The sequence below is a fragment of the Erwinia sp. PsM31 genome, assembly GCF_030433775.1.
In the GTDB taxonomy this organism is placed as follows: domain Bacteria; phylum Pseudomonadota; class Gammaproteobacteria; order Enterobacterales; family Enterobacteriaceae; genus Erwinia; species Erwinia aeris.
On record NZ_JARUWZ010000024.1, the window covers coordinates 24,463 to 46,673 of the forward strand.

Here is a 22,211-nt window from a genome sequence, read left to right on the forward strand (position 1 = left end):
TTAATAGGTCACAAAAAATTCCACGCGCCGGTTCTGCGCACGTCCTTGTGCATGGTTATTACTGCTGACGGGCTGACTCTCTCCGGCGCCCTGAATGCGGATTTTGTCAGGCGCTATCCCTTCGGTAAGAAAATAGCGCGCCACGTCCGTCGCGCGTTTTTCCGACAGCACCTGATTATTGGGAAAAGCTTTTGTCCTGATGGGCGTGGCGTCCGTATGCCCTACGATCACTACCCTGCCATTCACGCGATGAACTTCCTTCGCGACGCGTTTGATAATAGGCTCCATATCGGCGATGACTTTGTCCGATCCTGAAAGGAACACGGAATCGCCACGAAAAACGACCTTGCTCTGACTTTGCGTTTCGTCAACGCTGACCAGCCCCTGCCTGATCTCTTCTTTCAGCAAAATAGCCAGCCGTAGCTTCATTGCCGCTACGGGGCGGCTTATCTTCAGCTGCTGCATTGCGTGGATCCGCTGCTGAAGCGCTATCTGATGCGTACCCAGCCAGTATTTGCACCAAATCCACAGGCTACCGACCAGCAGACAGCTCAGCAGCAGCGTGACGCGCACGGGCACAATGCGCCTTTTAGATTTTTTCTGGCCGCGTATGGCCGCGCCATGCGGCGACAGCGCTGGCGAGAGCGAGTCGCGCGTGCTTTGAATAAGGGTCAGAAGCCGCTGACGGATTTTCATCAGCTGTCGGTCGCCATCTTCCAGAATGCTGTAGCGGCCCTCAAAACCCAGCCCGAGGATACGCAGCAGCACTTCAAGCACGTCTCCGTACTCGTGGGGATCTATAGAAAGACGGCCAACCAGCAGGAAAAATTTGTTGCCGCCGTCGTTGTCGCCTTCAAAATGGTTAAGGATGTTGCTTTGCGACCAGCCGGTCTGCATTCCCCACGTTGTGGTATGTGCCGCTTCATCCAGCGCGGTACAAAGGCAATAGCGAACGATAGCCATCTTTTTCCAGGCGATATTGACCTCGTCACATACCACGCTAAACAGATTGATATCGTGTTTCAGGCTTTGTTTCAGCAGCTCGACATGTTCGGGATACGGGATGGTTTCCGGCATCTCGCTAAGCGCGCGCAGCAGTGGCTGGGCGGCTTCGAGCAGCGGATTTTCAGCCGCCCTTACCTTTTGCACCCGCAGCTGTACGCCTTCGCTTTGCAGCAAAACCTCACTTTTCTGGCTGGACCAGCCCTGGATAAACGCATCAGGATCGCCTCGTTCCGGCGTTCCTGGGTTTCCCGGATCGTCATCCAGCAGAAACTTGCCCAGCGCCTGCGGCGTCAACGTTTCTTCGGGCGCGGCATCCGGCGCGGCAGATTGGCTCTCGTCGCGCATCAGCTTCTGACTCCCCAAAGCTCCATATTCAGGTCAGGGAAATCACCTGCAATATGTAACGCCAGCGCGCCGGTTGCGGCAATTTTGTCCCAGAACGGCCCGCTTTGCAGCAGGTCGAAATAGACATAGCCGGCGTGATAAGGGATCTGACGCGGCGGCACCGGCAGCGCCTGTAACACCAGCCCCGGCAGGTGTGAACGAACCAGCTCATGCAGCTGCTGCGGCGCGCTGATTTTCGCCTGCGCCGAAAACTGCTGTTGCAGTACGTCCATCGGCAGCTGAGCGTGTACGGCCAGCACCAGATTAGAAAACTCGCGCAGCTCGCCCGGCAGCATGGCGGCCGTCCAGACGCCATTGCCTTTCGCATGGAGGTCGATCATTTGACCGGCACGGATCAAAATCTGATTCAGCAAATAATGCAGCTCTTCAACCAGCGGACGAACAGAAGGATAAAGCCTGGCATGATCGTAGCCCGGCGCGCTCACCGGCCGTCGCGTCTGCGTACGGATAAAGGTCGACAGCTCGCCCGAGAATTTCGCCAGCTCCTGATAAAGCACAATTGGCGGCAGCTCGGGCACGTGCCGCAGATGATCCAACACCGGCTCATATTTATTGAAAATTTGCAGCAGCAGATAGTCGACCACTTCGGCGCTGGCGCTGGCTTTGCCGTCGCTATTAGCCAGTCGGCCCGCCAACATATCGGCGCGCATCCTGACCAGACCGTTAAGATGCGTCAGCCATTCGGCTAACAGTGTGCTGGCCGCATAGCCGGTGACCGGCGGAATATAGTCTTCGGTATGCAGCAGCACGCTGCCATCGGGCTGAATGGCCCTGATGCGGGTCAGCGGCAGACCAATCCAGGATTCCGTCATTTCTTTTTCAGAAACCAGATTCAGGCGCAGCCTTGCCAGCTGGACAGGTTTTGGCCCCTGACGGATCGCATTGGTATCGCTCAGCTCCGTTTCAAAAGCGGCGAAGCGCGCCAGCGAACCGCTGTCGCTGAGATCGAAGATGGTTTCGTCGCTGTTATCCAGCCGCAGCGGCACGGCCAGGAAAATCAGCTGCCCCAGATGATCCGGCGTAATGGTCAGCGGTTCAGGCAGTTCGGCATGGCCTGGTATATCAAAAGGCGTGCCGTCCGGCAGCACGCCGCGCCCGGCGCGCAGCACCAGTTTGCCGTAAGAGAGCGCCTCCAGATCGATATCGTATTGCGCAAACCCCCAAAAAAAAGGCGATATCGTTGCCGCTCGCTTGTGGGCGTAATATTCAAAATAGCGTTCCTGCTGCTGAAACAGCTGCGGACGTAAAAACAGTCCTTCGCTCCAGATAACTTTATTTGTTCTCACTGGCTATTCCCTTTTATCAAGCGCGATGGCTAAGGCATCAAAATGTACCGTCAGCACGACCGCTTCTCCGGGCAACACTTTTCGCCACCAGGATCGTTTTTTATTTTTTTTATAAAGCTCCCACGTTTCACTCCATCCCGCGCGGTCGATATCCCGATAGGCGGCGACGATGCCTAATGCAACGGTATCCTTTTCCGGCGTCAGGCTGATTATTCTGTTTTCGCCAGGCTGTAATATGCCTTCATAGACTTTTTTCGCCTCCGCCTGTAAAGCCGGGTCCGCGCCATCGGTAAGCGTAAAGAAATCGCTGTTTTCAAAGTTATCCAACGATTTTAAAAGATAAAAAGTAATATCCAGCGGCGCAGGCTCTCCCTTTTCATTGGGATTAATTTCTTTTGACGCTTCCAGCCTGATAGTTAACTCCGGCTTGGGAGAGTCGCTGAAAGGGGAACGGCAGCCCGCTGACGTTAAAACCGCCAGAATAATAAGCAAACGACTAATGAATCGGGCTATGTTGATTAACTGCATGGTAAATATCACCTTAAAATCCCGAAGCCAGGCCGAAAAGCTTGTCACCCAGGGATGACAAGCTTTTGTATCGCTTAACGTATTAGCTGCTCAGGTTCGCTTTGACGTCATAGCTTGCGGAGATAACGCCAGATTTGCTGCCTTCAGAGTTCTGCATGACGTAATCCTGCGTCACTTTAGTGAAGGAGAATTTAACCAGCTCACGAGGACGGGTTTCATCCTCTGAAGATCCTGACATATCGACACGGGTAATAATGGTGTCGGTAAAGTTAATGGTTAAATATTCCAGCGGATTGCCGCCCGCTTTACGCACCACGAAGACAATGTTTTTAATATGCTTGCCCGTCAGACAGTGGCTTAATAAATTAGGGCTGGCCTTATCGGTGTAATGGGTAAAGCAGAAATCGGCCACGCTTGCCTTGCCTGAGCCGCCGCCGGATCCGCTGTGCATATTGGAATGCTGTGAAACATCCCAATGCCATTCCAGTACCTCAATTTCATTGGTATGTGCGGCATCCAGCGATTCACCTTCAATGCCGTCGATCTTAATAAACATATCTTGTGCCATGATCATTCCCTTATTCAGCACTATTAAAATCGCTACGCCTGCGCGCAGCGTATGTAGTTAAAGCAGCCTTGCGAACAATGCTGCTGTTAACAATATTAAAATCTGCGATCGTTATGCTGCGCCTTTCAACGACGGTAATTTCGCTACCATACGCAGCGAAACGGTCAGGCCTTCCAGCTGGAAATGCGGACGCAGGAAAAATTTCGCCTGGTAATAGCCTGGGTTGCCTTCCACATCCTCAACCACCACTTCCGCTGCGGCCAGCGGACGACGCGCTTTGGTTTCAAAAGTGGAATTAACCGGGTCGCCGTCGACATAATTCATTATCCAGTCGTTCAGCCATTTCTGCATTTCATCGCGTTCTTTAAATGTACCGATTTTGTCGCGCACGATGCACTTCAGATAGTGGGCAAAGCGGGAACAGGCAAACATGTAAGGCAGCCGCGCGGAAAGGTTGGCGTTTGCCGTGGCGTCCGGATCGTAATATTCCGCTGGTTTTTGTAACGACTGCGCGCCGATAAAGGCGGCATAATCGGTGTTTTTACGATGAATAAGCGGGATAAAGCCGTTTTTAGCCAGTTCCGCTTCGCGACGATCGGAGATAGCGATCTCCGTTGGGCATTTCATATCAATGCCGCCATCGTCGGTCGGGAAGGTATGGCACGGCAGGCCTTCGACCACGCCGCCGCTTTCCACGCCTCGGATCAGCGTGCACCAGCCGTAGTGTTTGAACGAGCGGTTGATATTGACCGCCATCGCATAGGCCGCGTTGGACCAGGCGTACTTGCTGTGATCGGCGCCGTCGGTGGTTTCTTCAAAATTGAAGTCGTCGACGGGATTGGTATGAATGCCATACGGCAAACGCGACAGAAAACGCGGCATTGCCAGGCCGATATAGCGTGAATCTTCCGACTGCCGCAGCGAGTTCCACGCCGCATATTCCAGATTCTGGGTAAAGATCTTGGTCAGATCGCGCGGATTAGCCAGCTCCTGCCAGGAGTCCATCTGCAGCACGGACGGTGCCGCACCGGTAATAAACGGCACGTGCGCAGACGCGGCGATTTTGCCAATGGAGGCCAGCAGATCCACGTCTGGCGCGGTGTGATCGAAATAGTAGTCGGCGACCAGGCAGCCGTAAGGTTCTCCCCCCAGCTGGCCATATTCCTCTTCATATACCTGCTTAAAGAGCGGGCTTTGATCCCAGGCGATCCCTTTAAAGCGCCGCATATTGCGCCTCAGCTCATCTTTGGAAATATCCATAAACCGCAGCTTCAGCTTTTCGTCGGTTTCGGTGTTGTAGACTAAATAATGCAGCCCGCGCCAGGCGCTTTCCAGGGACTGAAACTGTGGATGATGCAGGATCAAATTGATCTGTTCGGACAACTTGCGATCGATCTCGGCAATAAAAGCGGCAATATTTTTATAGGCGTCGTCGGCCATGGTGACCGAGCTGCTCAGCGCCTGCTCGGCCAGCGTTTTGACCGCGCTCTCTACGGCGGTTTTCGCCTGCTCCGATTTCGGTTTGAACTCCTTGCTTAACAGCGTATTAAAATCGCTGTAGCCTGCGTTGGTCGCCTGGTTCTTTTTCTCAGCTTGCATCGACATGATATCCCTCTCTCGCCTTATTCGTTCCCTAATGGGTTGCCGTCTGTTTTCACTGGTTTCGGTGCGGAAGCCAGCGCGGTCAGCAGCGATTTATCCTGTAGCACTTTCATCAGCAGACTTTCCGCGCCGGCTTTGCCGTCCATATAGGTTTGCAGATTAGCCAGCTGGGTGCGGGCATCCAGCAGCTGGGAAAGCGAATCCACTTTTTTGGCGATTTCGTCCGGTGAAAAGTCATGAATGCTTTCAAACGTCATATCGATCATCAGCTGCCCTTCCCCGGTCAGGGTATTGGGCACGGCGAAAGCCACGCGCGGTTTCATGGCTTTCATTCGCTCGTCGAAATTATCGATATCAATGCTGAGAAATTTGCGATCGGCAACCGGCGGCAAAGGCTCAATCGCCTTCCCGGACAGATCGGCTAATACGCCCATAACAAAGGGCAATTCTATTTTTTTCTCGCTGCCATAGATCTCCACGTCATATTCAATTTGTACGCGCGGCGCCCTGTTTCTGGCGATAAATTTTTGAGCACTGCCATTTCTTGAAATCATGATATCCCTTTCATCGTGCTTTATTAAAAACAGCCTATATTCACATTAATAGCGGCCTGTTAAGCGGCGCTATTACCCGTTAAAAATCCGTCCTGCCTTGCCGGATTTTCTCGCTTCTCGCCTGTTTTATCATTTATCGCGTTTTCTTCTTCCCCTTTCGGCTGAAAACGGATAACGATATTATCCCCTGCCGTTATGTAGAGACGTTGTTCGCTTAGTGATGCCTGGCTGTTTAATATCTGGCGCGCTATTTCCGGCGCGATATTTTGCTCGATAAATCGGATCAGCATTCGTGCGCCCGTTTCAGCCACGGGACACTGCCCGATAATATGCGTCACCAAATCTTCGCCATAATGCAGCGAAGCGCCATGCTGTTCGCGTAAACGCAAAGCCAGTCTGTCAAGCTGCTGCCGGACAATACGTTGTAGTGATGCTTCCTGAAGCGGCAGATAAGGCACCACGGCCAGGCGCCCTAAAAAGGCTGCCGGGAAAACTTTCAGCAGTTCAGGCTGCACCATTTTTCTGACGCTTTCGGCATCGGGTGCCGTCTCTGCATCGGCAAACAGGCTGGCGATCGTTTCGCTGCCGACGTTGCTGGTCAGCAGCAGCACCGTATTTTTAAAGTCGATTTGCCGCCCTTCGCCATCTTCCATACTGCCCTTGTCGAAGACCTGAAAAAACAGTTCATGCACGTCGGGATGCGCTTTCTCAATCTCATCCAGCAGCACTACGCTGTAGGGCTTGCGACGTACCGCTTCCGTCAGCACGCCGCCTTCGCCATAGCCCACGTAGCCCGGTGGCGATCCCTTCAGCGAGGAAACGGTATGGGCCTCCTGATACTCGCTCATATTGATGGTGATCAGATTCTGCTCGCCGCCGTAAAGCTGCCCGGCGATCGCCAGCGCGGTTTCCGTTTTCCCCACGCCGGACGGGCCAACCAGCATAAAGACGCCGACCGGCTTACGCGGATCCGCCAGCCCCGCGCGAGCCGTCTGGATGCTTTCGCTGACCTGACGCAGCGCATAGTCCTGACCGATGACGCGCCCGGCCAGCCGCTGCGGCAGTTCCAGCACGGCGCGAAGATCGTCTTTTAACATCTGTCCGACCGGGATCCCCGTCCAGTCGGCCACTATCGCGCCGATAACATCCGCATTGACCTCCGCCTGCACCAGCGGCTGCTCGTTCCGGGCCGCCTGCAGGCGCGCTTCCAGCTCCGCCAGCTCATTTTGCAGCGGCGCCATCTCTTCCTCAGCCGTAGAGGCCTCGTCCTGTAGTTTTTCACGTACCGCGACGATGGCGGCGACCAGCTCTTTTTCCCGCGTCCAGCGCTGCTCCAGCTGAAGGGAAGCCTCGGTCCGCTCGGCGATCTCCTGTCTCAGACGTTCGCCGCTGTTGGGCTGCAGTTTGCCAAATCGGCTGGCCTTTTCAACCAGGTCCAGCTCTGCGCGGGCGGCGTCCGTCCGACAGTGGAGACGTTGCAGCATGACCGGCGCCGCATGTTGCGCGACGGCCACGCGCGCGCAGGCCGTATCAAGAAGGCCTATCGCCTTATCTGGCAGCTGCCGGGCCGGAATGTAACGGTGCGACAGCCGCACGGCGGCCTGCAAAGCCTCTTCCATAATCCAGACGCCGTGATGCTTTTCCAGCACCGGCAGCAGCCCCCGCAGCATAGCGACGGCGGCTTCCTCATCCGGCTCTGCAATTTGCAGCACCTGAAAACGCCGAGTCAGCGCCGGATCCTTCTCAATATGGCGTTTAAATTCGCTCCAGGTCGTGGCGCCAATAGTGCGCAGCTGGCCCCGCGCCAGCGCAGGCTTCAACAAGTTAGCCGCGTCGCCCGTCCCGGCATTGCCCCCGGCGCCAATCAGCGTATGAACTTCATCGATAAACAGGATAACGGGCTGGGGCGAAGCGATAGCCTCATCCAGCACGGCTTTCAGCCGCGCCTCAAACTCGCCTTTCATGCTGGCGCCGGCGGCCAGGGCGACGACATCCAGCGCCAGCAGCCTGACTTTTGCCAGCGCTGGCGGCACATTACCCGCCACGATGGCCTGCGCCAGCCCCTCCACGACGGCCGTTTTCCCGACGCCAGCTTCGCCGGTCAGCAGCGGGTTGTTCTGACGGCGACGCAGCAGGATATCGGTCATGGTGCTGATTTCATGCTCGCGTCCCGTTACCGGATCGATTTTGCCTTCGCGCGCTAACGCGGTCAGATCGGTGGCATACTGCGCCAGCCCGCCGCTTTTTGTCTGGCCGCCGATAGCCGCGTTAATTTCGCCGGGCATGACGCCGGCCTCCGTCGTCGCCTCGCTGACTTCCGGCGAAGCCTGAGTGATATAGCCGAAATCGGCGGTCAAATGTTCCAGAGAGATCCGTTCAAAAGCGGAAGAGATAGCAAACAGGGCACGCCGCAGCTCCATGGTGGTCAACATGGCGATCAGCAAATGTCCGCTGCGAATACGGCTTTCGAAACATTCCAGGCTGGCATAAATCCAGGCGCGTTCGATAGCGAGTTCAATATGATATGAAAAGTCCGAAATAGTGCTGGCGCCTGCCGGCAATCGGGCCAGCGCCTGAGCGAAGCCCTGTTCCAGCGCCTGCGCATCGACCTCAAAATGGCGGGCTATCAGACGTAAATCATTTTGCTCCTGCTGCCAGATCTGATTTAGCCAATGCACCAGTTCAACATAGGGGTTGCCGCGCAGCTTACAAAGCGTGGTTGCACTTTCAATCGTTCTGAATAATGTCTCATCCAGCTTGCCGAATAAATTTTGCCTTGTAATCGCCACGTATTATTCCTCCGGGTACATTTTTCACAGGCATAAAATCACACAGACCAGAGTCTTCCGGGGAAGGAAAACAAAATATAATACCCTTGTCCACGCCGTAAAAATAAATTAAGAATACCGCCCGAACGCTATTCCTGAATAACAGACACGCTACGATTATAACCCCTTATTTAAAAAGATCTTTCCTGTCAAATAACCTGGTGACCCGGTGAAATCCCTGGCATTTCCTCACAATGGCATTGAGACTGTTTTTTTCACATGTTATAAAATCTGAAAAAAGCATAAAAACCGCTGCGTGTATTTAACGCGCTTATTAATTAATAACACCCTGTTGTTTTTCAAAAAATAACAGTTAGCTTACTAAAAAACCCTGTTCAGACGGCCAAATTAATAAAGACAAAGCCTACGTTTAAAAACAAGGATAACGGGAGCAATTGTGAATCATAAATTCCTCGATTATTACAATCAGGAACTCACTTTTATGAAAGAGTCAGCGCGTGAGTTTGCTGAAAAACATCCCAAAATTGCCGGGCGTCTGGGGATGAGAGGCATCGAAACGGCCGATCCTTATGTTGAAAGACTGATTGAAGCATTTTGCTTTTTATCTGCACGTACGCATTTAAAACTGGATGCGGAGTTCCCAAAGTTTACGCAGCGGCTTCTGGACATCGTCTACCCTAATTATAATTCGCCCACGCCCTCCATCGGCGTGGTTCAACTTGCGCCTGACCTGAAAGAAGGAGAGCTAGGCCACGGCTATCTTGTTCCCAAAAACAGTGCGTTTTATACCCGCATATTGCCTGGCGAAAATACACGCTGCGAGTTTCGCAACGGTCAGGATGTTACGCTGTGGCCAATAGAAATCGTTGAGGCTCGCCTGACTTCCGTTCCGCCGGATATTCCCAATCTGGAAAAGTACCGTATTCCTTACGCCAGGCTGAAAGGCGCTCTGCGGATCAAATTGCGTGCGCAGGGGGAACGGGTATTCTCGCAGCTGACCGGCTTCGATCGGCTGCCGCTCTATATCGACGGCGATGAGCGCATTGTTTCCCATCTTTTTGAACTTTTGCATACCAGCAATGTGGCTATGCTGGTACGGGCCGGCAACAGCAAAGCGGAAGACGTGGTCATCGCCCAGCGCTCGCTGACTTTTGAAGGGCTGCATCCCGATCAGACGCTGCTGCCGCTCTCCTGGAACATGTTTCATGGACATAACCTGATCCATGAATATTTCGCCTGTCGTCAGCGCTTTTATTTTTTTACGCTGACCCAGCTGGCCGCCGGTTTGTCCCGCAACCACAGCAACGAGGCCGAGCTGATAGTGCTGCTGGATCGGCTTCCCCAGCAGCTGATTGGCCATGTTAACGCGTCAAAGTTTTTACCGTTTTGTACGCCGGTGATTAACCTGTTTCCCAAAGTGGTGGACAGGATCGAAGTCAACCGGGCGCTAAACGCTTTCCATGTGGTTCCCGATCGCAGCCGTCCCCTTGATTACGAGGTTTTTTCCGTGCATAAGGTGCGCGGCCAGCAGGCGGAAAGCAGCGAGGAAGTGGTGTTTCAACCGCTTTATCAAACGCGTCACTGCGACTATGGCAATTTTGGCCGTTACTTCTCGCTCAATCGCGAAGCCAGAGTAAAAAGCGAGAGCAAGAGAAAATATGACACCCGCACGCCTTATCCCGGAACAGAGGTCTTCGTCTCGCTGGTCGATCAGCAGGAAGCGCCCTATGCCGACCATATTCGCTATCTTACGGTCGAAGCGATGGTCACCAACCGGGATCTGCCACGCCTGATTGCCAGAAGCGGCAGCTTTGATTTAACCCTGTCCGACGCGGTTCCTGTTCTGGGCGCGGCCTTTGTTTGCCAGCCCAGCGCGCCACGCGAGCCTTTTGCGCTGGGGGAGTCGGCCTGGCGTTTGATCCGCCAGCTTAGCTTTAACTATCTGCCGCTCTCCGATCTGGAGCACGGGCTGGGCGGGGAATCGCTGCGCAATATGCTGCGCCTGTTTTTACACAATGCCGATCGCGAGTCCAATACTCAGGTAGATAGCCTGATCGGCTGTAAAACGTTTCCGGTCACCCGGCGTCTTCCCGGTGACGGCCTGTTGATTTACGGCAGAGGCGTGCGCTGCGTGCTGACGGTAGATGAAGAAGGCTTTTCCGGCGTCAGTCCTTACCTGTTCGGTCTGGTGATGGAGAATTACCTTTCTCGCCACGCCGCTATTAATGTGTTTACCGAAACGGAGCTGCACTCGATGCAGAGGGGCGTCATCGCCAGCTGGCAGGCCCGCCCCGGCAAACGAGGCTCGTTCTGATGCGCGCTTCCTCCGTCGATATGCTGGCCGCCTGGTTTAATAACGAGCGGCCCTGGGAAGCCGGTTTTATCAGTATCATGCGCGCAATTACGGCTAAAACGCCGACGCTGCCGGTGCCCGGTACAGCGGTGCTGCATGGCCAGGAGACGTTCCGCATAGGCCAAAAAGCCTCTCTGATTTTTGCGCCGCGCGAAATCGCTTCTCTCGGCCTGGAGAATGGCCGCATCGGGATAAAACTCTTTGGCCCCGGCGTATGGGGCCCGCAGGGCGCGATGCCGCTGCATTTTTCCGAACTGGCGTACTCGCGAACGGAGGCCCAGGACAATACGCTGACCGACTTTCTCGATGTTTTTCATCATCGCGCCCTGTCGCTGTTTTATCGCGCCTGGTTTGTCGCGCAGGATACCGCCTCGCTGGACAGACCGAATGAGGAACAGTTCTCTTTTTATATTGCCAGTCTGGCAGGCATGGATCTGGCCGAGCTACACGATAAACCGCTGCCGACCCACGCCCGACTGGCTTCTTCTGCCCATTTGATCCGCGAGGCGCGCAATCCGGAAGGACTGGCGGGCGCCATCGAATATTACTTCCAGATAAAAGCCCGGCTGGAAGAGTTTGTGACCCAGTGGATCTTTCTGGATCCCGCTGATTGCTCCGTGCTGGGCAACGATGCGGCCATGCTGCTGGGCGATGGCGCAATATTAGGCAATACCGTGCGGGACAGGCAGCACAAATTCAAGCTGCTGCTCGGCCCCTTAACGCTGGATAACTATATGCGCTTCAGCCCGTGGGGATCGGATCTGCCCGTACTGCGGGAGTGGGTGCGCAATTTTACGGGGTTCGAATATGCCTGGGATGTCCAGCTGGTGCTGGCTGCCAGCGAGGTGCCGCAGGCGACGCTGGACGGCAGTCATCAGCTTGGCTACGCCGTCTGGCTGGAGAGAAAAGAGGACGTTACGCCGGTTTACGGCATGAGCTTTGAGCCGGAGCGCTATCACCCGTAGCGCCCGGACGCGATATAAAGGACAACATCGTGACGGAAAACAACAAGCATCATTACTATCGGGATCTGTTACAGCCGGTGCCCGGCGATCGGCCCTGTGGTGAAAACCTGGAATATGACGCCGCTTTTATTATGCTGCAGGCCAGGCTTCAGCCAAGGCTGGACGCGGAGTACGGCAGCTTCGTCGAGGCTGCCGAACCGGTGAACTGGGCAGAGATTGAGCGCGACTGTCAGGCGCTGCTGCAACGAAGCCGTGATATCCGGCTGGTGGTGGCGCTGATGCGCTGCCGTATCAGGCAAATCGGCATGGCGGCGCTGCATGAAGGGCTACTGATATTACGTGACTTACTGACCACTTTCCCCACGGATCTTTATCCGCAGCTGACGGAAGAAGGCGAGTTCGATCCGGTTATGCGGGCTAACGCCCTGTCCGAGCTGGATGATATCAACGGGCTGCTTGCCGATTTTCGTCAGCTGCCTCTGCCGAAAGCGGCAGGTCTGCAAATTGCCATAAAAGATTTTGAAAAAGCGCACGCCACGCCGCGTGAAGAGGGCGCGCTGCCCGAAGCGACGGCGGCGGCTTTGCTACTCGAATGGGAAGCCCGTCAGGATCAAACCCTCCTCTCACTGCAAAAAGCGCACGCCTGCCTGATGGAACTCCGCGCCATCCTGACAACCTCGCTGGGCGATGAAGCGCCGGATTTTGCGCGGTTAGGCGCCATTCTGCGGCTATTTATCAGTCAGGAAGCCACGGTTTCGCCGCTGTTGCCAGCCGTTTCTTTTGTCGCAGAAGAAACGGTAGAACAGCCGGTTCAGGCAGAAACGGCGGCAGAAAACGAAGCCGTCAGCGTCCCCCTGATTACGCCCCGCCAGACCGGTATTGCCAGCCGCGCCGATGCGCTGCTCAGGCTACAGGAGCTGCGGCTATGGTTTACCCGAATGGAACCCGGCAGCCCGGCTATCCTGCTGCTTCAGTATGCGGAGAAGACGGTGGGAAAAAGCTTTTCTCAGCTGGTAAAAATGCTGCCGCCGGAAATTATCGACAGGCTCGATAGCGACAAAGAATAGCGTAGCCTGCCGATTGCGGCAGCAAGCCGCGCCCGGCAACTCTGGCAGCACTGTTCGATCAAGGGATTTATCAACGTCAAATCACAAGGCGGCTCTATGGAAAGGAAACCAGCCATTTTTATCAGCATCGCCAGCTATCGCGATCCGGAACTGATCCCGACGCTCCGGGATTTAATTGAGAAGGCCTCCGGATGCTACAGGCTTGCCGTGGCCGTCTGCTGGCAGGATGAGGGCGACCGCCAGCGCTTTCAGCAGGCCGGCATGACGCTCTGCGCGGCAGAATCAACAGCAGAGTATGACCTCCTGACCTTGCGTTATCTGGAGACGGAAATCCGGATGATTTCCCTGCACTATTTCTTCAGTAAAGGCGCCTGCTGGGCCAGAAACCAGTGTGAAACGCTTTACCGCGAGGAAGAGTATGTGCTGCAAATCGATTCCCACTGCCGCTTTGTAGAGGGCTGGGACAGAGAAATGGTTGCCATGCTGGAAGCGCTGAAGGTGCAAAGTGAAAAGCCGGTGCTCTCCTCTTATCCGCCGGGCTATGTACCCGGCAAAGAAGAGGAAAAAACCCAGGCGATATTTCGCCTGGTTTTCAGAGGCTTTTCCAGTGAAAAAATAGTGCAGCTCACTTCGGTTGATTTTCAACAAGCGGCGCCAGTCAGAGGGAGTTATCTGGCGGGCGGCTTTATTTTCGCCGAAGGCCGTTTCGTAAAGGAGGTGCCGAACGATCCGCAAATCTTCTTCGAGGGCGAAGAGATAGCGATGGCGGCCCGGGCCTTTACCCACGGTTATGACGTCTGGCATCCGCATAAACTAGTGCTGTGGCATTTTTACGGCAGGGAAGAGGCCAGTCGAATTTGGGGCGATCATGATGACGAGGCGAAAAAATCCGGTTCCGTAGACCGTGCCTGGCACGAAAGAGACAGCCTGTCGAAAAAAAGAGTCAGAACCCTGCTGGGTATGGAGCAGGCTGAACCGGCCGATATGGGTCGCTATGGTTTGGGCAGCAGGCGTACGCTGGCTGAGTTCGAGGCCGCGCAGGGCATCTCCTTTACCAAACTTGCCGTGCTGCCAGAAGTGCTGGGAACAGAACGTGTCGCCTGGTTTCCGCCGCCCTATGGCAAGTGGCGGGAAAGATTAAGCAGCCATCAGCAAAAAACTATTGGGTTGACGCAGGAAGAGTTTACCTCGCCGCTGGCCGATATCACCTGCCTGCATATTGGTGTTTATAGCAACGCCAACGATCTGCTTTATAAAAAAATCCTGTCGGGAGAGGAAATAAATGAATGCCTGGCCGGGCATGACGGCGGAGAAATCGCAATCGATCTGGACGTGACATTTCCGATCATGTTCACGCCCGCCGCGATACGTTTTAGCGCTTATGACGATAGCGACGGGTGGAGTAAGGTTGTGGAGAAAGCCTGGTGAAAAGCACAACGCTCTACCATCGCCTGATCTGCATTGATGCCCTGCTCTCTTTTGACGGCATTATTCCTTCCCTGCCGGAATTGCAGTTAATGCTGATCGCGCTTATTGAGCGGTTCAGCAAAGCGCTGATTGCTGAAGGTGAATGCGAACAACTTAGCGATGAGCTGTGCCACGCGCTCTGCTGCTATCTGGATCGGCGAGTCGCGTTACGCCTTCGCGCCGACAATATTGCCTGGGACCGCTATGCGCTGACGCACTATTTTTACGGCTATACGGACGGCCCAATGACGTTGGGCGACAGGCTTGAACCGCTGCTGGCCGACGGCCAGGGCCAGATCTTCACCTACGCCCAGAAATTGTTTCTTGTTTCGGCCTTTACCGGCAGGAACCACGCCAGTCTGCTTTCACTCTCTGCCCCTCAGCCAGCCGCCGTTTACCAGACAGAAAAAGAGGTGGCGGCCCCGGATACCCTGCCGACGCGCTCACCGCCTCGTTTTCATCTGCCGTTGCAGCTTATTCTGCTGAGCCTGCTGCTGATCGTGCTCTGGCTGTTTTGTTCTGCCTGGCTGGAGGCGCTTTAACCATGCCAGCTTCGTTGTTAAAAAATCAGCCCGCTGCCGCCGCGCCCGCCATCCTTATTATCGGCCCCTATGCCGCAAAATGGTTTTCTGAACGGCAGCCGGAACAGGAAGACGAGCCGATAAGTTGGATCGTGGTACCGGAAGCGGAAGCGCTGCCGGAAATAGTAAAGCGGATGAGAAAGAAGAAGCATCGCCTCTATGCTTTTTTCCCCTTTTTCCCGGACGGCGAGGAAACCGACGCTCAGGCGCTGGCGAAAATCGCAGCATGGCGCTTATATGAGCAGGAGGCGCTGCCGTGCGTGCTGGGTCTCTATGCCCGTCTGAGCCATGAAAGCCAGGCCGGACAGGCAAAATGGTCCGGTAAGTTTGACCTCCGCAAGGTCGGTGAAACCACCCTCGCGCGCGAGCTGGCAAAACTACTCGCCGTCTCTGAGCCGCTCAGCTGCCACTCAATCTACCGTTACGCCATGACGGACGCGCTGCGCCTGTGGTTGGAAAGTTCGGGGATAGCCAAAGCGCTACAGGCGCTGTTCTCCGGTTCTTCGCTACGGTTAAGCGCCGTTCTGCTGGCCGATAATGGCAACGGCTTTACCCGTCATGGCGCCTGGGCGCAGTGGCTACAGCAGAAATTCGGGCTCTGTCCGGGTCTTTCTCCGGGCGTTATGCTGCCCAGCTTACCTGACGTCATCGACCCGGGCGTGCCTTATCAGCCCGACAGGCAACGCTCGGGGTTTTCATGGCGCTGGCTGCCGGTTTGCGCTGCGCTGCTGCTGGCGATGCTGCTGATCGGCTCCACCTGGTTTGAGGCTAAAAATATCGCTGCGGCGACCCGTACGCTGGCCGATTTCCGGCAAACGGAAGAGACACAGCTGCAGAAAAAAAGAGCGGTTTATCAACGACTGCGCGACCAGAAACAGCAGCTGCTGTACTGCCGCGACGCCTGGTTTAGTCGGCTATGGCGATTTTCGCGCTGTGGGGAAATGGCGGCGCGCGTCAGTGACGCCCTGCAAAATTACAATCCGTCGCCGGTTTTTATGGCGTCAGGCTCCGTCGCGCTGTTTGCCAGAGGAAGCGCCACGCTCGGGCCTGACAGCAGTAAAAATCTGGCCTGGCTGCTGCCGTTAATGCAAAACAATGCCCAAACAACTTTTGCCATCGTTGGGCATTCCGACAATACCGGCAGCCCGGAAGCCAACTACCAGCTCTCGATACGCAGGGCGAAGGCGGTTCGTGACTGGCTGGTCAGCCATGCCAACGTCCCGCCGGACAAACTTGTGATTAAAGGGATGGGCGACAGCCTGCCCGTTGCCAGTAATCAGACCGGAGAAGGCCGGGAAAGAAACAGGCGTGTGGAAATCATCCCATTGGCGGATGCAACAAATAAAACAGGTGAACCATGAGTAAAAAAAAGAGCTACATCATGTACGAAGGCACTTTTCTGACCGAGGCGCCCTTTTATGATCAGAGCATTAACGTCCTGCGTTTTCGCGATCCGGAAGCGAACGAATATACCATCCTGATTAATCGGTCATTTAAAAATGAGGGGCAAACGCTGGAAGAATTTTGCGAAACGCAAACTAATTTTATGGCCAACAGCCTGCCCGGCTATAAAAGCGAGGGCAAAATGCTGAAGAATGAAATCGGCCCGGCTAAGTTGCCGGTGATCCAGACGGCCAACTCTTTTCTGGAGAATGGACAGCCGGTTAAGCAGGTGCAGTCTACCGTCGAGCTTCCCTGGCATCCGGTAATCAATCCTGCCAGGCTAAATCTGATTGTATTTACGCTGGCTTCCTCAGCGGAATTTAATGACTTCCAGCGTAAGCATTATGTGCAAATCATCAACAGCTTTAATCCTGAAACCGTGTCGATAGTCGACAGTTAAGCTACCGCTTTATATGGCCCGCTTAAAGGCGGGCCGTAAGATAATGTTACAGGCAGAGCGTATTACCTTTTTTATTACCATATTGCGCTACAAAAGAGGCATATTTGTAAAATTCGACCCGGTTAAGCATCCCCATTTTTCTGATGGCGTTGCGGCAATGCGTACTGACGGTTTTTTTTGAACGCCCTAACATCCTGGATATATTTTCCGTATCGTAGCCCTGGCCAACCATCAGCATAACCTTGCTTTCTGTAGAAGAGAGCTGCATAAAGTCTTTTAGTCCGGTTAACTTATAATTTTCACGGCTGGCAAAGCTGGCCGCGTTAGTAGTGGCTATCAGCATGATTTTTCTAATCTTTCCGGTAATTTGCGGTATATTATCTCCACGACAGATAAAGGGAATGTGTAGCGCTGACAGGTGAGGTTCCGCCTGGCCCTTGCCGGCAATCATTTCGCGCTTATAGAAAAAAACGCTGATCATAATGTCTCTGAACACAATATCGGCTTCTTTCGTTACCGGGCTACTTGTTTCTGAAACCACTTCAAATAACCCATCCCTGAGGGTTTTCCCTGCACTTGTAATCAGCGATTCAACGCCTTTCCGGTAATATACGTTATCGCTGGAAACGATTATCTTTAGCATAATATTTCATCCTGAATATAAATTACGCAATGAGTTTCTGTTTTATGCAGTCGCGCAGGTTTTTCACAACATTAATATGCTGTAACGGCGGAGATAAACGCCGGTATCGATTTTAAAGGCACAGGAAAAGTAAAAGACGGTTTACCCGCCGATGCCGTGCGCCCATCCTTACGCAAGCTTTTTCCACCTTAAAAAGTGAGTGAAATATGAACAACCCTAAAATAATAATCGATAGCAATGGCTAAAATAGCCTATAAGATCCTGATACTTTCCACTCCGGCGGTAAAACCGGGAAGAAATAACTTGCCGAAACACATCCTTTTCTATTCCGACAGACCTGCATGGATTACGTTATCTTATTGATCCCATAATAAACAGATATAGCAGTATTTTATACAAAAATAATCCGATACCGTGAATAACAAATATTTCTCAAGGAACAGGCTCAACCTTTCTGTGTGCCTTTTATGCCGTATTACTGAAGGTTACCAACAAGTCGCTATTTTATCAAAATTCAGATCGGGCACAACAAATACGGACGGCATTTGCCTGGCGGTAAAATACCTGATGGCATATTGGCATCAAATACAGGCGAAAAAACCGTCCTTACAGGCCTGCCGCTTATCACAAAAATTTTCTACCCATCTGATAATGTTCCCGCTTTACGCAAAATAATATGATGCAGAAAATCTGTAGGTATCATTAATTATTGTTAATGGGCCGTTATCCAGCAGCATATTCCAGGCTCCTGCGGATAGCACTCGCTATATAATTTATCATATAGCGATATGCTATCTTTCGCGTGAACTTTACAGGCATCTGCATTCAGGCAGCCCGAAGGCTGCTTTTCGATCGGCAAGGTATAAAATGACAATAGCCTCACCGCCGCGCATGATGAAGCGCGCGCTTTACGTACTGATTTTGACAGGTATTCAGGCTCAGGCCGCTACCCAGGAAGAAACCCTCACTGTAGCCGCCGCGCCGGATAGCGAAGCGGCTGCGCCCGACAGGCAGGTCACGCTGGGTAACCTGGGCAAGCAGGAAATCCGCAATACGCCCTGGTCCGTGCAGCAAGTCTCCCCAACGCTGATGAAGCACCAGCAGTTAAAAAGCATCACGGATATCTATCGCTATATGCCTTCCGTGCAGGGTGACGGCGCCCGCCCGCAAACGCGTGGAATGCAGGGCAGCGTGGTACAGAACTCTATGATTGACGGCCTGAATGTCGTCTCGACTACCGATTACGCTGCCGAGCAGTTTGACCATCTGGAAGTGCTGAACGGTTTGGGTGGATCGCTTTACGGGCCGGCAAATCCGGCCGGGCTGTTTAACTTTGTGGCGAAGCGCCCCACCGATATCGCACAGCACAGCCTTACTTTTGGCGCTGGCACCGGCCTCAGCCGCCTGGTTTCCGGCGACTTCAGCGGCCCGCTGGACGACAATGACCGCCTGCGCTATCGCGCTAATTTTCTGGATGATGAGGGTGACGGCTTTGCACACGGCAGTAAAAAGCGCCGTCAGCTGTTCAGCCTGGGGCTGGACGCAACGCTAACCGATCGCACGACGTTAGAAAGCAATTTCAGTTATTACCACTATTATGAAAAAGGGCTGCCGGGCAAATTTGCGCTGGGCAATGGCCTCTCTTTCCCCGCCGCGCCGGATCCCAAAAAGACATATCTCGGACAAGACTATGCCGGTAGCGATAACCATACGCTGACCGCCAGCGTACATCTGAAGCACGATTTTGACGGGAACTGGCAGGGCGAACTGGGCGTGCTGCGGCAGATTGCCGATCGTGAATCCACGGCGGTCACGAATACTTTTACCGACCGCGCCGGTCATTATAAAACCACCACCTCCTCTTCTACAGCCAGCCGCTTTACCATTAACAGCTATATGGCGAACCTGAACGGCGAGCTGGAAACGGGCTGGCTGCATCATCAGCTTTCCACCGGCCTGCGCGGCTTTGTCTGGAAAAATTATAATCCGCTGAACGGCACCACCAGCACGCTGGGTAGCGCCTCGCTCGACGAGCCGCAATCCTTTGCCGAACCGGACTACCCGGATTTCACCCATCGCTACCACTCGGCTACCGCCACGCAGCAGGCCTTTTTGCTTAGCGATACGCTGACCTTCTCACCGCAGTGGAGCCTGCTGCTGGCCGGTAGCGAAAGCTTCCTGACTTCCGCTAACTATGCAAAAACCGGCAGCCGCAGCAGCCATTCAGATAACAGCGGCTTTAGCGGTTCGGCCAGCCTGATGTTTAAACCTGTCGAACCGCTGACGCTCTATATGAACTGGGCAGACAGCCTGCAACAGGGCGATACCGCGCCGAGCGGCTCCACGAACGCGGGCAGCATCCTGGCGCCTTATCGCAGCAAACAGCTGGAAGTGGGCAGCAAGCTGGCGATTGATAAGCTGTTGCTGACCGCCGCGCTGTTCCGGATTGACCGCCCTTTCGCTTATGCCACCGCCAGCGGCGACTATGCCGTGGACGGCAGCCAGCGCAACCGGGGGCTGGAGCTGATGGCCGACGGCGACGTTACCGACAGGCTGCATCTGTATGGCGGCATGACATGGCTCGATCCACGCCTGCGCGATACTGCCAGTCCCGCCACGAGCGGCAGGCAGATAGTGGGCCTGGCTCGCTATACGGCCAGCCTGTTCGCCGCTTACGATTTACCTTTTTTACGCGGTACGGATATTCATGGCGGCATGCACTACGTAGGACGCCGCAGTACCGATAACGCCAACGACAGCTGGACAGGAAGCTATACGACTTTCGATATCGGCAGCAGCTACACAACGCGGCTCTTCAATACGGAAACCATTTTTCGCCTGGATGTCACCAACCTGACTAATCGCCATTACTGGACGAATATCGTGCCCGGCGGCCTGAACGGCTACAGCGGCGCGGGCTATGCCAGCGCCCAGCTCGGCGAACCGCGCATGGCGCAGCTTTCTCTACAGCTGAGGTTCTGATGATAAAACCCCTGATTACGCCGCTGCTGGCGGCTCTCTTCCTGCTTTTTGCTACACCTGGCTTTGCCCGGAGCGTTATTGACGACGCCGGCAACAAGGTCGAGGTACCGCAGCAGGCCCGACGGATCGCCGACGGCTGGTATGCGCATCATTCGCTGTTGATGACCCTGGGCGCGGGCGACCGCATCGTGGCGACCGTTAATCACGCCAGCGATCGCCCCTGGATGTTTAAAATAGCGCCGTCGCTGCATCAGGCGCTGTCGGTTCATGGCCGCACGTTTAACAGCGAGGCGCTGCTGGCCGCAAAGGTCGATACAGTATTTGTAGCGGCAGAAGATGCGGATGCTGACGCTTACCGGCGGGCCGGGCTGCCGACGCTGGTCATGCACTTTGACGATTTTCCCTCTATGCAGCGCTCGCTGCTGACGACGGCCGGGGTGGTCGGCACGGCGCAGGCGCGACGGCGAGCACAAGCCTATAACGCCTGGCTCGATGCCCGGATTGCCGCTATACAGGCGAAAACCGCAGGGCTAAGCAATAGCCAGCGGCCTGGCGTTTTACATATTCAGTCCCTGCATCCGCTGAAGGTTGACGGACGCAACACGTTGATCGACACCTGGATCCGCCTGGCTGGCGGCCGCAATGTGGCGGCGGAAGTAAACGGCAATATGAAAGAAACCTCGCCGGAAAACGTGCTTTTCTGGCAGCCGGATATCATCATTATCGGCGCGGGAGCCGGAAAGCTGGCCGATTCAGACTATGCGGCGCTGTTTGCCAATCTGCAGGCGGTAAAACGCCATCAGGTCTGGCAAAATCCGGCGGGCGTGTTTCCCTGGGATCGCTACGGCACGGAAGCCGGGCTGCAAATTCAGTGGGCGGCAAAACTTCTGCATCCCGAGCTTTTCCCGCAGCTTGATATGGTCAAGGCGACGCAGGATTTTTACCGCCGCTTTTTCGATTACGCGCTAACGGTGGACCAGGCGCAGCGCATATTGCACGCGCAGGGGCCGGCATAAGCGCGGCCGTTACGGCCTGTCGGGCACGTTCCAGCTACAGTCGATTTCATCGTCGTGGCTGGAACAGTCTGCAATCGGATTATGTTGCTGAGCATGACGGTGCCCCATGCAGCCACACAGCAGTAAAAAACAGACCAGAACGCTATATTTTTTCATATTATCTTCAGAGGAAATTGCCTGAAGAAAGAATAAAAACGATAGCGTCAACGTAATGATAACGCACTGAATAATATCCAGAAATTAATAGTAAATTTACAAATATGAAGGAAATAATATTATTAATATGACTCGAATAGCTATTAATTTAATCCACTATTAACACCTGAAACCTTCCCGTTAATTATTATTTATTTCGCAAGCAACACGCTATCGTTTCGGTTTGGTTGATGCCGATAAATTTATGCTTTTTTCCCGTATGCCGGATCCCCCTGAGCGGCGGGGCTAAGCCAGTCAGCTAACCATGTGGCAAATAGCGGGTCAGGTTATCGCTTTTCTGACTCACCGGGAGGCACCCGGCGTCATGCGGACGCGTGCACAGCGCAGGCTGGAAGCCTGCG

17 protein-coding genes and 1 pseudogene are annotated in these 22,211 nt (G+C 54.4%); 9 read left to right on the top strand and 9 right to left on the bottom strand.

All coding sequences use genetic code 11. From position 1 onward, the window contains the following. The 7 genes and pseudogenes from tssL to tssH form a co-directional block, all read right to left on the bottom strand. The gene (gene tssL, locus QCD69_RS16730; RefSeq protein ID WP_301252822.1) at positions 1-1,350 is read right to left on the bottom strand and encodes a type VI secretion system protein TssL, long form; all 1,350 of its coding nucleotides are present in this window, start codon (positions 1,348-1,350) and stop codon (positions 1-3) included. Then, complete coding sequence (tssK, locus tag QCD69_RS16735) at positions 1,350-2,696, bottom strand: type VI secretion system baseplate subunit TssK (protein ID WP_301252824.1); 1,347 nt, start codon at positions 2,694-2,696, stop codon at positions 1,350-1,352. Before tssK ends, tssL begins: the two co-directional genes overlap by 1 nt. Before the next feature lie 3 nt (positions 2,697-2,699). Then, complete coding sequence (gene tssJ, locus QCD69_RS16740) at positions 2,700-3,224, bottom strand: type VI secretion system lipoprotein TssJ (protein WP_253456361.1); 525 nt, start codon at positions 3,222-3,224, stop codon at positions 2,700-2,702. A gap of 82 nt (positions 3,225-3,306) precedes the next feature. After that, a complete protein-coding gene (locus QCD69_RS16745) occupies positions 3,307-3,792 on the bottom strand; it encodes an Hcp family type VI secretion system effector (RefSeq protein WP_253456364.1) in 486 nt (161 codons plus the stop codon). Positions 3,793-3,903: 111 nt separating this feature from the next. Beyond that, positions 3,904-5,391: a type VI secretion system contractile sheath large subunit gene (gene tssC, locus QCD69_RS16750; protein ID WP_369895430.1), complete on the bottom strand. Its 1,488-nt coding sequence runs from the start codon at positions 5,389-5,391 to the stop codon at positions 3,904-3,906. 23 nt (positions 5,392-5,414) lie between these two features. Further along, positions 5,415-5,948: a type VI secretion system contractile sheath small subunit gene (gene tssB / locus QCD69_RS16755; protein WP_253456366.1), complete on the bottom strand. Its 534-nt coding sequence runs from the start codon at positions 5,946-5,948 to the stop codon at positions 5,415-5,417. 143 nt (positions 5,949-6,091) lie between these two features. Next, positions 6,092-8,737, bottom strand: a pseudogene (tssH, locus tag QCD69_RS16760) (type VI secretion system ATPase TssH); the annotation flags it as partial. 436 nt (positions 8,738-9,173) lie between these two features. On the opposite strand from tssH, the gene tssF reads away from it, so the two are divergent. From tssF to QCD69_RS16795, 7 genes are all read left to right on the top strand, one after another. After that, on the top strand, positions 9,174-11,051 hold the full coding sequence (gene tssF, locus QCD69_RS16765; protein WP_301252827.1) for a type VI secretion system baseplate subunit TssF: 1,878 nt from the start codon (positions 9,174-9,176) through the stop codon (positions 11,049-11,051). Continuing rightward, positions 11,051-12,055, top strand: coding sequence for a type VI secretion system baseplate subunit TssG (gene tssG, locus QCD69_RS16770; RefSeq protein ID WP_301252828.1), 1,005 nt, complete (start codon positions 11,051-11,053; stop codon positions 12,053-12,055). The genes tssF and tssG overlap by 1 nt, the downstream gene beginning before the upstream one ends. Before the next feature lie 29 nt (positions 12,056-12,084). Then, positions 12,085-13,122, top strand: coding sequence for an ImpA family type VI secretion system protein (locus QCD69_RS16775; RefSeq protein WP_301252829.1), 1,038 nt, complete (start codon positions 12,085-12,087; stop codon positions 13,120-13,122). A 96-nt stretch (positions 13,123-13,218) separates the two neighbouring features. Then, a complete protein-coding gene (locus QCD69_RS16780; protein ID WP_301252830.1) occupies positions 13,219-14,550 on the top strand; it encodes a GlcNAc-transferase family protein in 1,332 nt (443 codons plus the stop codon). Beyond that, positions 14,547-15,131, top strand: coding sequence for a DotU family type IV/VI secretion system protein (locus tag QCD69_RS16785; protein ID WP_301252832.1), 585 nt, complete (start codon positions 14,547-14,549; stop codon positions 15,129-15,131). Before QCD69_RS16780 ends, QCD69_RS16785 begins: the two co-directional genes overlap by 4 nt. A gap of 2 nt (positions 15,132-15,133) precedes the next feature. After that, complete coding sequence (locus QCD69_RS16790) at positions 15,134-16,531, top strand: OmpA family protein (protein ID WP_301252833.1); 1,398 nt, start codon at positions 15,134-15,136, stop codon at positions 16,529-16,531. Next, on the top strand, positions 16,528-17,013 hold the full coding sequence (locus tag QCD69_RS16795) for a DcrB-related protein (protein ID WP_253456389.1): 486 nt from the start codon (positions 16,528-16,530) through the stop codon (positions 17,011-17,013). The genes QCD69_RS16790 and QCD69_RS16795 overlap by 4 nt, the downstream gene beginning before the upstream one ends. Positions 17,014-17,059: 46 nt before the next feature. On the opposite strand, the gene QCD69_RS16800 is transcribed toward QCD69_RS16795, so the two are convergent. Further along, on the bottom strand, positions 17,060-17,656 hold the full coding sequence (locus QCD69_RS16800) for a helix-turn-helix transcriptional regulator (RefSeq protein ID WP_301252834.1): 597 nt from the start codon (positions 17,654-17,656) through the stop codon (positions 17,060-17,062). Positions 17,657-18,523: 867 nt separating this feature from the next. Between QCD69_RS16800 and QCD69_RS16805 the strand changes: the two genes are divergently transcribed. Next, a complete protein-coding gene (locus QCD69_RS16805; protein ID WP_301252836.1) occupies positions 18,524-20,638 on the top strand; it encodes a TonB-dependent receptor in 2,115 nt (704 codons plus the stop codon). Continuing rightward, positions 20,638-21,654 (top strand): ABC transporter substrate-binding protein, encoded by a 1,017-nt coding sequence (locus QCD69_RS16810; RefSeq protein WP_253456398.1) that lies wholly within the window; start codon positions 20,638-20,640, stop codon positions 21,652-21,654. Before QCD69_RS16805 ends, QCD69_RS16810 begins: the two co-directional genes overlap by 1 nt. Positions 21,655-21,663: 9 nt before the next feature. Here QCD69_RS16810 and QCD69_RS16815 read toward each other — a convergent pair whose 3' ends face one another. After that, positions 21,664-21,810, bottom strand: a complete 147-nt coding sequence (locus tag QCD69_RS16815) for a hypothetical protein (protein ID WP_301252837.1) — start codon at positions 21,808-21,810, stop codon at positions 21,664-21,666. Between the last annotated feature and the right edge of the window lie 401 nt (positions 21,811-22,211).

Bases quoted from the DNA above. Each gene is read 5' to 3' on its own strand.
- tssG (WP_301252828.1), top strand. From the start codon at position 11,051: ATGCGCGCTTCCTCCGTCGATATGCTGGCCGCCTGGTTTAATAACGAG.
- QCD69_RS16790 (WP_301252833.1), top strand. From the start codon at position 15,134: ATGCCAGCTTCGTTGTTAAAAAATCAGCCCGCTGCCGCCGCGCCCGCC.
- tssB (WP_253456366.1), bottom strand. From the start codon at position 5,948: ATGATTTCAAGAAATGGCAGTGCTCAAAAATTTATCGCCAGAAACAGG.
- tssC (WP_369895430.1), bottom strand. From the start codon at position 5,391: ATGCAAGCTGAGAAAAAGAACCAGGCGACCAACGCAGGCTACAGCGAT.
- QCD69_RS16800 (WP_301252834.1), bottom strand. From the start codon at position 17,656: ATGCTAAAGATAATCGTTTCCAGCGATAACGTATATTACCGGAAAGGC.
- QCD69_RS16795 (WP_253456389.1), top strand. From the start codon at position 16,528: ATGAGTAAAAAAAAGAGCTACATCATGTACGAAGGCACTTTTCTGACC.
- tssL (WP_301252822.1), bottom strand. From the start codon at position 1,350: ATGCGCGACGAGAGCCAATCTGCCGCGCCGGATGCCGCGCCCGAAGAA.
- QCD69_RS16745 (WP_253456364.1), bottom strand. From the start codon at position 3,792: ATGGCACAAGATATGTTTATTAAGATCGACGGCATTGAAGGTGAATCG.
- QCD69_RS16810 (WP_253456398.1), top strand. From the start codon at position 20,638: ATGATAAAACCCCTGATTACGCCGCTGCTGGCGGCTCTCTTCCTGCTT.
- QCD69_RS16780 (WP_301252830.1), top strand. From the start codon at position 13,219: ATGGAAAGGAAACCAGCCATTTTTATCAGCATCGCCAGCTATCGCGAT.
- QCD69_RS16815 (WP_301252837.1), bottom strand. From the start codon at position 21,810: ATGAAAAAATATAGCGTTCTGGTCTGTTTTTTACTGCTGTGTGGCTGC.
- tssJ (WP_253456361.1), bottom strand. From the start codon at position 3,224: ATGCAGTTAATCAACATAGCCCGATTCATTAGTCGTTTGCTTATTATT.
- QCD69_RS16805 (WP_301252836.1), top strand. From the start codon at position 18,524: ATGACAATAGCCTCACCGCCGCGCATGATGAAGCGCGCGCTTTACGTA.